The 13,227-nt window shown below is 66.8% G+C and carries 10 protein-coding genes and 2 pseudogenes; 7 read left to right on the forward strand and 5 right to left on the reverse strand.

The window, feature by feature from the left end; all coding sequences use genetic code 11:
• The 3 genes from ACLP4W_RS11420 to ACLP4W_RS11430 form a co-directional block, all read left to right on the forward strand.
• Positions 1 to 2,110: (Fe-S)-binding protein (locus tag ACLP4W_RS11420; RefSeq protein WP_442386237.1), on the forward strand; the 2,110-nt coding region annotated here is incomplete at its 5' end.
• 30 nt (positions 2,111 to 2,140) lie between these two features.
• Positions 2,141 to 3,430, forward strand: coding sequence for a pyridoxal phosphate-dependent aminotransferase (locus ACLP4W_RS11425; protein WP_442386259.1), 1,290 nt, complete (start codon positions 2,141 to 2,143; stop codon positions 3,428 to 3,430).
• A gap of 31 nt (positions 3,431 to 3,461) precedes the next feature.
• Entirely contained in the window at positions 3,462 to 4,733 is a 1,272-nt protein-coding gene (locus tag ACLP4W_RS11430; protein ID WP_442386238.1) for a YibE/F family protein, read from the forward strand.
• Here ACLP4W_RS11430 and rfbA read toward each other — a convergent pair.
• From rfbA to ACLP4W_RS11445, 3 genes are read right to left on the reverse strand one after another with little or no spacing between them, the layout of a single operon-like run.
• Positions 4,684 to 5,550 carry a glucose-1-phosphate thymidylyltransferase RfbA gene (rfbA, locus tag ACLP4W_RS11435; RefSeq protein ID WP_442386239.1) on the reverse strand — a complete coding sequence of 289 codons (867 nt, stop codon included), beginning with the start codon at positions 5,548 to 5,550 and terminating at the stop codon, positions 4,684 to 4,686. The two genes, ACLP4W_RS11430 and rfbA, sit on opposite strands and share 50 nt — an antisense overlap.
• A gap of 28 nt (positions 5,551 to 5,578) precedes the next feature.
• On the reverse strand, positions 5,579 to 5,953 hold the full coding sequence (locus ACLP4W_RS11440; RefSeq protein WP_442386240.1) for a nuclear transport factor 2 family protein: 375 nt from the start codon (positions 5,951 to 5,953) through the stop codon (positions 5,579 to 5,581).
• 28 nt (positions 5,954 to 5,981) lie between these two features.
• Positions 5,982 to 6,737, reverse strand: coding sequence for a maleylpyruvate isomerase family mycothiol-dependent enzyme (locus tag ACLP4W_RS11445; RefSeq protein ID WP_442386241.1), 756 nt, complete (start codon positions 6,735 to 6,737; stop codon positions 5,982 to 5,984).
• A 94-nt stretch (positions 6,738 to 6,831) separates the two neighbouring features.
• Here ACLP4W_RS11445 and ACLP4W_RS11450 point away from each other — a divergent pair.
• The 3 genes and pseudogenes from ACLP4W_RS11450 to ACLP4W_RS11460 all read left to right on the forward strand — a co-directional run.
• Positions 6,832 to 7,319: pseudogene (locus tag ACLP4W_RS11450) on the forward strand (DUF222 domain-containing protein).
• A gap of 10 nt (positions 7,320 to 7,329) precedes the next feature.
• A complete protein-coding gene (locus ACLP4W_RS11455) occupies positions 7,330 to 8,187 on the forward strand; it encodes a DUF222 domain-containing protein (protein ID WP_442386260.1) in 858 nt (285 codons plus the stop codon).
• 138 nt (positions 8,188 to 8,325) lie between these two features.
• Positions 8,326 to 9,138: pseudogene (locus ACLP4W_RS11460) on the forward strand (PE family protein); the annotation flags it as partial.
• 408 nt (positions 9,139 to 9,546) lie between these two features.
• Here the strand turns inward: ACLP4W_RS11460 and ACLP4W_RS11465 are convergent.
• A complete protein-coding gene (locus tag ACLP4W_RS11465; protein WP_442386242.1) occupies positions 9,547 to 10,869 on the reverse strand; it encodes an adenylate/guanylate cyclase domain-containing protein in 1,323 nt (440 codons plus the stop codon).
• A gap of 405 nt (positions 10,870 to 11,274) precedes the next feature.
• Here ACLP4W_RS11465 and ACLP4W_RS11470 point away from each other — a divergent pair, with 405 nt between their 5' ends.
• A complete protein-coding gene (locus ACLP4W_RS11470) occupies positions 11,275 to 11,520 on the forward strand; it encodes a hypothetical protein (RefSeq protein WP_442386243.1) in 246 nt (81 codons plus the stop codon).
• Between the two features lie 379 nt (positions 11,521 to 11,899).
• On the opposite strand, the gene ACLP4W_RS11475 is transcribed toward ACLP4W_RS11470, so the two are convergent.
• Entirely contained in the window at positions 11,900 to 13,225 is a 1,326-nt protein-coding gene (locus ACLP4W_RS11475) for a UDP-glucose dehydrogenase family protein (RefSeq protein ID WP_442386244.1), read from the reverse strand.
• Between the last annotated feature and the right edge of the window lie 2 nt (positions 13,226 to 13,227).

The raw sequence follows: 13,227 nt of genomic DNA on the forward strand, positions 1-13,227 counted from the left end.
CAAGCCGATCGACTTCGAAAACCCGCCCGACGACGCCGTTTTCGGCCGCGGCAAGATCGAGGACTTCACCTGGAAGGCCATGCTCGACTTTGCGACATGCACCGAGTGCGGGCGCTGTCAGTCGCAATGCCCGGCCTGGAACACCGGCAAGCCCCTGTCGCCGAAGCTCGTCATCATGGACCTGCGCGACCACTGGATGGCCAAGGCGCCCTACCTCCTGGGCGAGAAGAACGACGAGCCGCTCGAGGGTCTCGACCTCGAGACGGTCAAGGAAGAGGGCCACCATGTTCCCGAGTCCGGATTCGGCCGGGTGCCCGGACATGGGCCCGAGCAGGCCGCCCGCCCGCTCGTCGGGACCGCCCAACAGGGCGGGGTGATCGATCCCGACGTGCTGTGGTCATGTGTGACCTGCGGCGCCTGCGTGGAGCAGTGCCCGGTGGACATCGAACATATCGATCACATCGTCGATATGCGCCGCTACCAGGTGATGATGGAGTCGGAGTTCCCCTCCGAGCTGTCCACGCTGTTCAAGAATCTGGAAACCAAGGGCAACCCGTGGGGCCAGAACGCCGGCGACCGGACCAACTGGATCAGCGAGGTCGACTTCGACGTCCCGGTCTACGGCGAGGACGTCGAGAGCTTCGACGGCTACGAATACCTGTTCTGGGTGGGCTGCGCGGGCGCCTACGACGACAAGGCCAAGAAGACCACCAAGGCCGTCGCCGAGCTGCTCGCCGTCGCCGGGGTGAAGTATCTGGTCCTGGGCACCGGGGAAACCTGCAACGGCGACTCGGCGCGCCGGTCGGGCAACGAGTTCCTGTTCCAGCAGCTGGCCCAGCAGGCCGTCGAGACCCTGGACGGGGTGTTCGAGGGCGTGGAGACCGTCGACCGCAAGATCGTCGTCACTTGCCCGCACTGCTTCAACACCCTCGGCAAGGAATATCGGCAGCTTGGCGCTAACTACACGGTGCTGCACCACACACAGCTACTCAACCGGTTGGTGCGCGACAAGAAGCTGGTGCCGGTCACGCCAGTTTCCCAGGACATCACCTATCACGACCCGTGTTATCTGGGCCGGCACAACAAGGTGTACGAGGCGCCGCGGGAGCTGATCGGCGCCGCGGGAGCCAACCTCACCGAAATGCCGCGCCACGCCGAGCGCAGCTTCTGCTGCGGCGCGGGCGGCGCGCGCATGTGGATGGAAGAGCACATCGGCAAGCGGATCAACCACGAACGCGTCGACGAGGCCCTGGCCACCAACGCCACCACCATAGCCACCGGCTGCCCGTTCTGCCGGGTGATGGTCACCGACGGTGTCAACGACCGGCAGGAAGAAGCCGGTCGCAGCGGCGTCGAGGTGCTCGATGTGGCCCAGGTGCTCCTGGGCTCGCTCGACTACGACACGGCGACGCTGCCGGCGAAGGGCACGGCCGCAGAAGAGGCCGCCAAGTCTCAGCCCCAAGTCAAGCCCAAAGTCGCGCCCCAGGCTGCCGGCGCTGCCCCGAGCGCACCCGCTGCGGCTCCCGCGGCGCCGGTTGAGGCCGAGGAGCCCGCGCCTACCCCGGCCACCGAGCCGGAGCAGGCAACCAAGGCGGCGGCGCCAGCCAAGGGTCTGGGCATCGCCGGCGGCGCCAAGCGACCCGGCGCCAAGAAGGCGGCGCCGCAAGCCCAGGCATCCGAGGCGCCGGCGACGGCCGCACCCGCGGCGCCCGCGGCGCCGGTCAAGGGGCTGGGCATCGCCGGCGGCGCCAAGCGACCCAGCGCCAAGAAGGCCGCAGCCCCAGCGGCGGCCGAGGCCCCGGCTCAATCGGTCCCGGACGCACCGGAAACCCCGGAAGCCAAGGCCCCCGCGGCTCCCGCCGCGGCGGTCAAGGGGCTGGGCATCGCCGCCGGCGCCAAGCGACCCGGCGCCAAGAAACCCGCAGCCCCAGCGACTGCGGAGGCCCCTGCGCGGCCCGAGCAACCCGAAGCGACGTCGGAGCCGGAGCCGGAGCCCAAACCGGAGCCTTCCACGCAGGCCGACGGCAACGCGACACCGCCGGCAGCGCCCGCAGCGCCCGTTAAAGGGCTGGGTATCGCGCGCGGCGCTCGTCCGCCGGGCAAGCGCTGACCGCGGATTTGACGCCGTCAGCAAATTTCACTGGACAACAATGGCACCATAGGTAACGTGACCACTCACCAGCTGCCCGTGCACACCCCCGGTCATCACCGGCAGCGGACCTTCGCGCAGTCGTCCAAACTTCAGGACGTTCTGTACGAAATCCGCGGCCCGGTGCACCAGCATGCCGCGCGGCTGGAGGCCGAAGGGCACCGCATCCTCAAGCTCAACATCGGTAACCCGGCGCCGTTCGGGTTCGAGGCGCCCGACGTGATCATGCGCGACATGATCCAGGCCCTGCCGTACGCCCAGGGTTACTCCGACTCGCAGGGCATCCTGCCCGCCCGGCGTGCGGTGGTGACCCGCTACGAGCTGGTGGAGGGCTTCCCCCGATTCGACGTCGACGACGTCTTCCTGGGCAACGGCGTCTCCGAGCTGATCACGATGACGCTGCAAGCCCTGCTCGACAACGGCGATCAGGTGTTGATCCCGTCGCCCGACTACCCGCTGTGGACGGCGTCGACTTCCCTGGCGGGGGGCACTCCCGTGCATTACCTGTGCGACGAGACCCAGAACTGGCAGCCCGACCTCGCCGACCTGGAATCGAAGATCACCGAGCGCACCAAGGCGCTGGTCGTGATCAACCCGAACAACCCGACCGGCGCGGTCTACAGCCGCGAAATCCTGTCCCAGATGGTCGAGCTGGCGCGCAAACATCAGCTGCTGCTGCTTGCCGACGAGATCTACGACAAGATCCTTTACGACGACGCCAAGCACATCAGCCTCGCCACGCTGGCGCCCGACATGCTGTGCCTCACCTTCAACGGCCTGTCGAAGGCCTACCGCGTCGCCGGCTACCGGGCCGGCTGGCTCGCGATCACCGGACCCAAGGACCACGCCAGTAGCTTCATCGAGGGAATCAGCCTGCTGGCGAATATGCGGCTGTGCCCCAATGTGCCCGCGCAGCACGCGATCCAAGTCGCGCTCGGCGGCCACCAGAGCATCGAAGACCTGGTGCTTCCCGGCGGCCGGTTGCTCGAGCAGCGCGACGTGGCCTGGACCAAGCTCAACGAGATCCCCGGGGTGTCCTGCGTCAAACCCGAGGGTGCGCTGTACACGTTTCCCCGGCTGGATCCCGAGGTCTACGACATCGAAGACGACGAGCAACTCGTCCTCGACCTCCTGCTACAGGAGAAGATCCTGGTCACCCAGGGCACCGGATTCAACTGGCCGGCACCGGACCATCTGCGCATCGTGACGCTGCCCTGGTCCCGTGACCTGGCCCGCGCGATCGAGCGCCTGGGCAACTTCCTGACCAGCTATCGGCAGTAAGCGGGTCGCGGCGCCCTCTACCCTCGACCGGGTGGCTCACTCACACTCGCACAATTTGTCGTCAGGCCCGTCACCGCTCGATCCGCTACCCGCGAAGATCGTGGTTGGACTGCTGGTCGCGATCGGTGTGGCCGTGATAGCGGGTGCGGTATTGCTCTGGCCGAGCCGGCAGCATGTGGACATCCCGATGCCGTTCCAGAACGCGACGGGTGGCGCAGTGAGCACCCAGCGGGGACACGTACTGTCCAGCGGGCTGGCCGACTGCGGCAGTCCGTCGGCGAGCCAGGTGCTGACCACCGCGCCCGTGCCGGGAACGCCCGGCGCCGGGCGGTGCGTACAAACGCTCGTCGCGATCGATTCCGGACGCAACGCCGGCGCGAAAACCCTGTTGGAGTTCTCCCCCGGCCCCGGCCAGCCCCAATTCGCGGCCGGTGATCACATTCGGGTCTCTCGGCAGGTCGACGCGCAAGGCACCACCACCTACGCGTTTTACGACTTCGAACGTGGCTGGCCGCTGGTCTGGCTCGCCCTCGCGTTCGCGGTGGTGATCGTCGCCGTGGCCCGTTGGCGAGGGCTGCTCGCGCTGGTCGGCATCGTGGTCGCGTTTTTGGTGCTGGTGGTGTTCTTGCTGCCGGCGCTGCGTGACGGCGCACCCGCGATCCCGGTGGCGCTGGTCGCATCGGCGGCGATCCTGTACGCGGTGATCTACCTCGCCCACGGGGTCAACCTGCGGACCAGCGCCGCCCTGCTGGGCACCTTGTCATCGTTGCTGCTGGCCGCTGGATTGTCCTGGGCGGCAATCGAACTGACTCATTTGACCGGGCTGTCAGACGAACAGAATTCGGCGGTCAGCGTGTACCTGGGCGGTGTATCGATCAGCGGCCTGCTGCTCGCCGGGTTCATCATCGGATCGCTGGGTGTGCTCAACGATGTGACGGTGACACAGGCGTCGACGGTGTTCGAGCTGGCCCACCTCGGCGGCAACACATCCCGGCGGGCCATCTTCGTGGGCGCCATCCGGGTGGGCCGCGATCACATCGCCAGCACGGTGTACACGCTGGTGCTGGCCTACGCCGGCAGTTCGCTGCCGCTGCTGTTGCTGTTCAGCGTCGCCAACCGATCGCTGGGTGACGTGTTGATGAGCGAGAGTGTGGCCATCGAGCTCGCCCGCTCCGCGGTGGGCGGCATCGCGCTGGCGCTGTCGGTGCCGTTGACGACGGCGATCGCCGCGGTGCTGGCCAAACCGGCCCCAGTCAGCGCCGTTCCAACAGCGCCAGCAGGTAGTCACCGTAACCGGACTTGACCAGCGTGCGCGCGCGCTCCGCGAGTTGCTGGTTGTCGATCCAGCCCTGCTGCCAAGCGATTTCCTCGGGGACGCTGACCTTCAGGCCCTGCCGTCGTTCCAGGGTGCGGACGTAATCGCTGGCGTCCAGCAGCGAGTCGAACGTCCCCGTGTCGAGCCACGCCGTTCCGCGGGCCATCACCTCGACCGACAGCCGGTTGCGGTTGAGGTAGATCTGGTTGACCTCGGTGATCTCGTATTCGCCCCGCGCGGATTTCTTTAGCCCTTTGGCGATTTCGATGACTTCGTTGTCGTAGAAATACAAGCCCGGCACCGCGAATTGGGATTTCGGCGTTGCGGGTTTTTCCTCCAGCGACAGTGCCATGCCGTCGGCGCTGAATTCGACCACGCCATAGGCCGACGGATTGGCTACCCAGTAGGCGAAAATGGCTCCGCCGCTGACGGATTGGAAGCGACTCAAGCTGGTGCCCAGCCCGGGGCCGTAGAAGATGTTGTCGCCCAACACCAATGCCACAGAATCCGTACCGATGTGGTTGGCACCGACGACGAATGCCTGGGCCAGACCGTCGGGTCGATCCTGCGTTGCGTAGCTGATGTTGATGCCGAATTGCGCGCCATCGCAGAGGAGTCGCTGAAAGCCCGCGGCGTCATGCGGGGTGGTGATCACCAGGATGTCGCGGATACCGGCCATCATCAGCGTGGACAACGGGTAGTAGATCATCGGCTTGTCGTAAACCGGCAGCAGTTGCTTGCTGATACCCATGGTGATCGGGTGCAGGCGAGTGCCCGACCCGCCGGCCAAGATGATTCCGCGCATGCGTGACTCCTAATGCCTCAATCGACCGCTAACTCACGAAGTCGGCTTCGGTGAGTTCGGTTGCCGCCAGCGCCGAGGCCAAGTCCTCGTGCCGGAACACCGAGGTGATGTGGTCGTGGACCACCCGGAATGCCGACGCGGCGTTGGTGACGGCCCCGGGATTGTCGGGGGAGCTGATCTTCTGTTCGACGACCACCACGCCGTCGTGCACATACATCCGGCCGATCTCGGCCGTCCCTTGGCGGGAAGCGGCCCACTTCCGTAGCGCCTCGTGGCCCTGTGCGGCCCCGTCAGCGTCGCCAATGTCGATGTCGTCGCTGGATAAGGCCACCAAGGTGTCCAGATCGGAAGCGTTGAGGGCGTCGTGCCACGCCAGAACGGTGGCGATCTCCGATGTGGTCATGGTCAGCAAGTTACCGTGTCCGCCCGCGTTAAAGAGGCGTACGGTCCAGCCAGTTCTGCCAGACCGCGTCGTCGCCGAACAGCTCGATACCGGTATCGGCCACCGGTACCCGGCGCACCATGGACAGCAGTAGCTCGGTGGCACCGCCGCGCAGGGCCGCGCTGCCCTTGCCGTGCTCGTGCGACCAGGCGATCCTGCCCTCGTCGACGCCGACCGTCCATTCGCCGGCTTCGCCCAGCCCGGGATCGGTGGCGTGCAGGTGCAGGGTGTTGCCGTCCTCGAGTGGCAGTGGGGCGCCCTCGCTTCCGGACTGAATCGCCACTCGCTCAAGCCATTCGGTGATCCCGTCGGCCGCTATGTCGGAGTCGAGCGTGAAATCGGCGCCGGTCGCGATGGCGGCGTCGGCGCGGTGCACCGCCGTTTCATGCAGCCGGCGCCGGATCCACCAGTTCGCCGGGCGCGGCCCGAGGAAAGTCCACACCGGTGTTTCGGCACCCGCCAACTCGACGGCGTCGACGAGGCGCTGCGCGCCACCGTGCAACCAGGAGATCGCATCGTCGGGATCTGGTGGCGGTTTGCCACCTTCGACGGCGCGGGGGTCGAGGAATTGGTCGAGCCGGTCGCGCACGATCTGCGCCGCCCAGCGGTCACCGCGCCCGACGTGGCGCAACAGCTGCTCGAGGCTCCAGCCCGGACACGTCGGCACCGGTCTGGACTGATCGACGTTGCGGAAAAGCTCCGCAAAAGCGCGGTTCTCCTCGAGGAACGCGGCGGCGTAATCCATGCGGTCAGGCTACCGGGCGGGTTTTCCAGAGTTGGGAGTTTGTCCACAGGTTGAGTTTGGGGCGGGGTCGCAGGCCCCGGCTACGATCGAAAGTATGTTCGATGGCTTGTTGCCCGAGGCTGAGGAGCTACGGCACGCCGATGACGCGCAGGTGGTGGCTGCGATCACCCGGTGCGTCCGGGCGGAGGCGGCCGGCGCGGCGCGCCGGCTGGCCGCGATCGCGGAGTTGGTGGCCCGCCGCGCCGATGGGCCCACCGACTGCGCGCACTGGTCGTGTGACAACTGGGATGCAATGGCCGCCGAAGTCGCTGCCGCCCAGGGCATCAGCCATGGCATGGCATCGGGGCAAATGTATCTGGCCATGCGCTGCGCGACCGGCTGCCGCAGGTGGCGGCGCGGTTCGCCGCGGGCGCCATCAGCGCCAGGTTGGCCGCCGCGATCGTGTGGCACACCGATTTGATCAAAGACCCCGAAACTCTGCGGTTAGTCGATACCACGCTGGCCGACGACGCGACGCGCTTCGGGCCGCTGTCGGTGACCAAGACCGCACAGGCCATCAACGCGGTGGTACGACCGTTATGACCCTGGCGCGCTGCGCCGCAGCCGGGCCGGCGCTCGCGGGCGTGACGTGGTGATCAGCCCTGCCGATAACGAATCGGGCACCGCGGCCCTGTGGGGCACCCTGTTGGCCACCGACGCGGCCGTGTTGGACCCGCGGCTGACCCAGATGGCGCACCAGGTCTGCGGTGGCGACCCGCGCACCCTGGCCCAGCGGCGTGCCGACGCGCTGGGCGCGCTGGCTGTGGGCGCCGACCAGCTCGCCTGTGGCTGCGGGTCTGCTGGCTGCCCCGCGGGGGCCGGCCCCGACCCGCGGGCGGCAGCGGTGACGATCCACCTTGTCGCCGACCGGGCCGCCCTCGATGCCCCGCCCGACCCGCATACCTCCGGTGAGCGCCCGTCGCGGCCCATCACCCCGGACATGACGCTCGCCGAGGCGTTGGCACCTGACCCCGAACCCGACGCGCCGACCCCACCCCGTGCCCCCGCGGCCCACCTGATTGGCGGGGGTACGGTACCGGCGCCGACGGTGGCCGAGCTCATCCGTGGTGGGGCGAAGGTTCGGCCGGTGCGCCATCGCGCCGAGGCCCCGCCCGAGCCGGGTTATCGGCCCTCGGCCGAGTTGGAGCGCTTCATCCGGTGCCGGGATATGACCTGCCGGTTTCCCGGATGCGATCGACCCGCCGAGTTCGCCGACATCGACCACACCATCCCCTACCCGCTGGGGCCCACCCACGCGTCGAATCTCAAATGTCTGTGCCGAAAACAACATTTGCTGAAAACCTTTTGGGGGTGGCGGGATAAACAGCTGCCCGATGGCACGGGAACTCATGAAAGGCACACCCCAGGGGCGCGGCCTCTTCGCGGATTTCTTCGTTCCCAAGCCTGCTAGTCGTGTTGAATTTTCGGGTGGCTACGTGACATCACAACTAGTCCCACTCGGCTACGGCGGCAGGCGCAATGCTGGGACATCGCATCGGGATCGGCGTACGCTCGATGCATTCTTCACGTCGATTTAGCGGAGGACACCATGTCGTATCTGGCGGCGGCACCCGAGCTTTTAGCTTGGACAGCAACGGATCTGACCAACATCGGTGCTGGGCTGACCGCCGCCAACGCCGCAGCGGCGGCCCCAACTACCGCGGTGCTGCCCGCTGCCGCCGATGAGATATCCGCGGCCATCACGTCGGTGTTTGCCAGCCACGCGCGGGCCTATCAAGCGCTCAGCGGCCAGGCGGCGGCCTTTCATGGCCAGTTCGTGCAGGCATTGAGCGGCGCGGGCGCCTCGTATGCGGCTGCCGAGGCAGCCAACGCCTCGCCGTTGCAGACCCTGGAGCAAGACGTTTTGGCCGTGATCAACGCGCCCACCAACGCGCTACTGGGACGCCCGCTGATCGGCGACGGCATCAATGGGACAGCAGCCCACCCCAACGGCGGGGCCGGCGGCTTGTTGGTCGGCAACGGCGGCAACGGCTTCTCGCAAGCCGGCAACCCCGGCGTGGCCGGCGGCGCCGGCGGGGCCGCCGGGTTGTTCGGCAACGGCGGTCTCGGCGGAGCCGGCGGCGCCGGCGCAGCGGGCGGTGCAGGCGGCACCGGCGGGTTGCTAAACGGAAACGGCGGGGCCGGCGGCAACGGCGGGGCGGCCTCCCGGGCTGGCGGCGTAAATGCCTTTACCGGCGGTGCGGGCGGAGTCGGTGGGGCCGCGGGGTTGTGGGGCGCTGGCGGGAGCGGCGGGCAGGGCGGCGGCGGCGCCGGACCCAACAGCGCGACGCTGTCCACCGGCCAGACCACCCCCGAAGTCCTGAACGGCGGCAACGGCGGCGATGGCGGGCGCGGCGGGTTGCTCTACGGCCCAGGCGGGGCCGGTGGGCAAGGTGGGACGGGCAGCAGTTCAGGAGCCGTGACCCTCACCGTCGGTACGGGCTTCACGATCCTCAACAACGCCCCCGGAAGTGCTGGCGTCTTCTACGTTCTCGGCGCCAACGTCACATCCGTGAGTCCATCGAGTTCGAACCCGCCTATCGGCGGGACGGCTCCAGTGACGGTCACGCTCAACGCCGGCTTTACCAGCGGTACCGTCATGTTCGGATCCCTATCCGGGCCTCTCAGCGGGGCCACGGGCCATGCCGGCAACGGCGGAGCCAACGGGTTGCTGTAGCGCCAAACCAGGGCGACCGGGGCCGCTCCCGCGAACACCAGAATCGATGTCAGCGGAACCCATGCAAGGCACACCCTCAAGTGGGGGCCGCCGCTATGAAGACGCGACGGCGGAGATATGCCATTCGCCGGGCACGCCTTTGAGTTCGTGAGCGCCGCGGTCTTCGAATTCGAGTCCTGACCCGATCACGAGGTCGCGCAGCGTGCTGGAGACCAGTACGTCGTTGGCCCCTGCCAGTGCGCTCACGCGAGCGCCGATGTGTACGGCGATACCGCCGATGTCGTCGCCGCGGATCTCGCACTCGCCGGTGTGCAACCCGGCGCGCACCTGGATGCCCAGTGCTTGCACGGTGTCGCGGATCGCCATCGCGCAACGGATCGCTCGTTGAGGACCGTCGAACATCGCCAGAAAACCGTCTCCCGACGTATTCACCTCGCGGCCCCGAAACCGGGCGAGCTGCGATCGCACCACTGCGTCGTGCGCATCGAGCAGCGCACGCCAGTCACGGTCACCGATCTTCGCAGCCGTCCGCGTGGAGTCTACGATGTCGGTGAACAACACAGTGGCGAGAACGCGATCATCGGCAACTTCGGTTCGGTGGCCGGTGAGGAACTCGGCGATCTCCTGGAACGACGACCGCCACGGCTCAACGGAGTGACTCATGTTGCGCCCCGGCAGCTCGACGTACTTCGCATCCGATATCTGGTCAGCGACGTACTTCCCCCACTCGGGCACGATCCACGCGTCGTCGGCATGCTGAACAACGAGGGTCGGCACGCGCACTATGGGAAGCACGGGGTTGACGTTTAACTCGGCTACTAGCGGCAACATCAGGGCGACAGTGCCTGGGCTGGCCGCCAGGCGTTCCATCCGAGCCCACGCGGCCCGGATCTCCTCGTTCCAGGGCATGTCTGGATTCTGAACATGCTGCAATTCACCGGTGCCCCACATCGCGAGCATGGCAGCGGCGTTCTCCGCTGGATCGAGCCCATCAGGGCGTTCAGCCATCGGATCGGGGTAGCCCTCAAGAACGACAAGCGCGGTCGTGCGCGACGGATATGTCGCGGCGAACAACGCCGCCGTCGGTAGCGCGCCGATACCCGCGATAAGGACCGCTTCGCTGATTCCGAGATCATCAAGCACGGCGGTGATGCTGTCAGCCCATTGCTCCAAAGTCGGCAGCGCACCCGGTGTGACCGGATCGGACGCACCGCTGCCGGGTTGGTCGAAGAAGATCACCCGACCGAGCGACGTCATCGCCTCGAACCAGCCTTGCATGGAGGGCAGGAGCTCGGGAACGACTTCACAGTTTGTGAACCAGTTAGGGACGGACACGATGTCGCGAGCACCAGGGGGTGACGCGCGATAGGCGACACGCAAGTCCCCGTTCAGCGCATAACGCGTCTCCGAGAACATTGCGGAAGTGTAAGCCGAGGAGCGGGTCGAGTTTCGCCTCATGCAGCATCCAGCTGGAACTAAAGTGTACTTCGCCATTTCGCTGCCACCACCTGTTAAAAACGTTCTGGACAGGATGGCACGACGAGCAACACCCCGACGGCACGGGAATTCTTCTGAGATACCCTGCCTCGAACGCCAAGTCGGAGCAGGTTTGAGGCCCAAAGACCCTACCGGCCACCCCGGCGGCGGCGCGACGATTAGCTAAGTGGCCCCATGCGTTTTCTCCAATCCGCCGGGGCCACCTTGCGATTCGATGCACCATTCGCGTCGGTCGGCAGCGGGCCCGGCAGCAACCTCGTTACAGGGACCCGACATCGTGCGAGATTCGGGGGCTTTGTTTCTTTGGAGAGAAGACGATCTGACATGACTGATAATTGGTTCTCCGCCATCGGTTCGCCGGGAGAGTTGTCCCTAGCGGATGTGTGCGAGCAAATTGAGCAGAAAATCCACGCCAACGCAGACAACCAGAAATTGCCGCAGGAGTTCCCGGACTGGCAGTCGTGCGTGGAAGATCGGGACGCCACCATCTACAAGTTGAGCGCTGCTGTTGTCAACCTTTGCAGGATGGTGGAGTACTTGGCATCGGGAGCAGCAGCGCGGCCGCGCTAGCCACGGCATCACATAAGCAGGCATCACATAAGCAAGGGCATCGGCAAGACACAGGTGCGCCAGCGTGGCTCACGTGCCCAGGAATCGGCCATCTGGCGGCTGGCACCATCACCTGGACATCCCCGACCGGACACACCTACCTCACCCGCCCGGGCAGTCGGCTGCTGTTTCCGGCCCTGTGTTTGCCCACGGGCCAATTACTCGCTGCCCCAATAACAAACCAACCATCCGGCCAACGCTGCGTGATGATCCCCCGACGCCACCGAACCCGAGCACAAGACCGCGCCCACCGCATCGACGCCGAACGCGCACTCAACAACGCCCATCCCGCCAAGACGGGTCCGGCCCCACCCACAACCGGCAACGATCCGCCACCGTTTTAGGGCCGCGGCGCTCCGAGCCGGAAGACTCGCCACCCCGCCTGCTTCCAACGGGCGACGTCAAGGCAGTTGCGGCCGTCGACGATGACCCGGTCCCGCACCCGGTCGGCCAAGTCGGCGGGGTCGAGGTCGACGAACTCGCGCCACTCGGTAAGCACCAGCACCGCATCCGCGCGGTCGCAAGCCTCGGTCACGGAAACCGTGTAGTTCAGCGTCGGGAACTGGCGACGGGCGTTTTCCAGGGCTTTGGGGTCGTAGACGTTGACCGCGGCGCCGTTGAGCTGGAGTTGGCCGGCGACGTTGAGCGCAGGCGAGTCGCGCACGTCGTCGGATTCGGGTTTGAACGCCGCGCCGAGCACCGCGATGTTGGCACCCAGCAGTGAGCCGCCGCACGCGGTGGTGGCCAGCTCGACCATCCGGGTGCGCCGGCGCATGTTGATGCTGTCCACCTCACGCAGGAACGTCAACGCCTGGTTGGCCCCCAGTTCACCGGCGCGGGCCATGAACGCGCGGATGTCCTTGGGCAAGCAGCCGCCGCCGAAACCCAAACCCGCGTTGAGACATTGACGTCCGATCCGTGGGTCGTACCCGAGCGCATCGGCCAGCACGCTGACGTCGGCGCCGGCGGCCTCGCACACTTCGGAGATCGCGTTGATGAACGAAATCTTCGTCGCCAGAAAGGCATTGGCGGAAACCTTGACCAACTCCGCGGTCTGCAGGTCGGTCACCAGGAAGGGGACCTCCGCGTCCAGCAGCGGCCTGTACAGTTCGCGGACGGCCGCATCGGCTCGCACCGAATCTTCTTGTACCCCAAGCACAATGCGATCCGGATGTAAGGTGTCGTAAACGGCATGGCCCTCGCGCAAAAACTCCGGATTCCAGGCGATTTCGACATCCACTCCGTGTGGCGCCAACGCGGCGGCCCGGCTTGCCAGCTCGGCCGCGGTGCCCACTGGCACCGTCGATTTGCCGACGAGCACCGATGCCCTGGTCAGCCGCGGCACCAGCGCATCGATGACGGCGTGGACGTGGCGCAGGTCGGCACCGTATTCGCCCCTCTTTTGCGGCGTGCCGACCCCGAGGAAATGCACGTCGGCGAACTCGGCCGCCATGTCGTAGTCGGTGGTGAACCGCAGTCGCCCCGCGGCGAGATTGTCGGTCAACAGCTTGCGCAAGCCAGGCTCGTAAAACGGGATGTCGCCCCCGGCGAGCTTGGCGACCTTACCTGGATCGATGTCGATGCCGACGACGTCGTGTCCGAGTTCCGCCATCCCGACCGCGTGGGTAGCACCCAGATAGCCAGTGCCGAAGACGGTGCATCTCATAC

This window comes from Mycobacterium sp., from assembly GCF_052145595.1.
In the GTDB taxonomy this organism is placed as follows: domain Bacteria; phylum Actinomycetota; class Actinomycetes; order Mycobacteriales; family Mycobacteriaceae; genus Mycobacterium.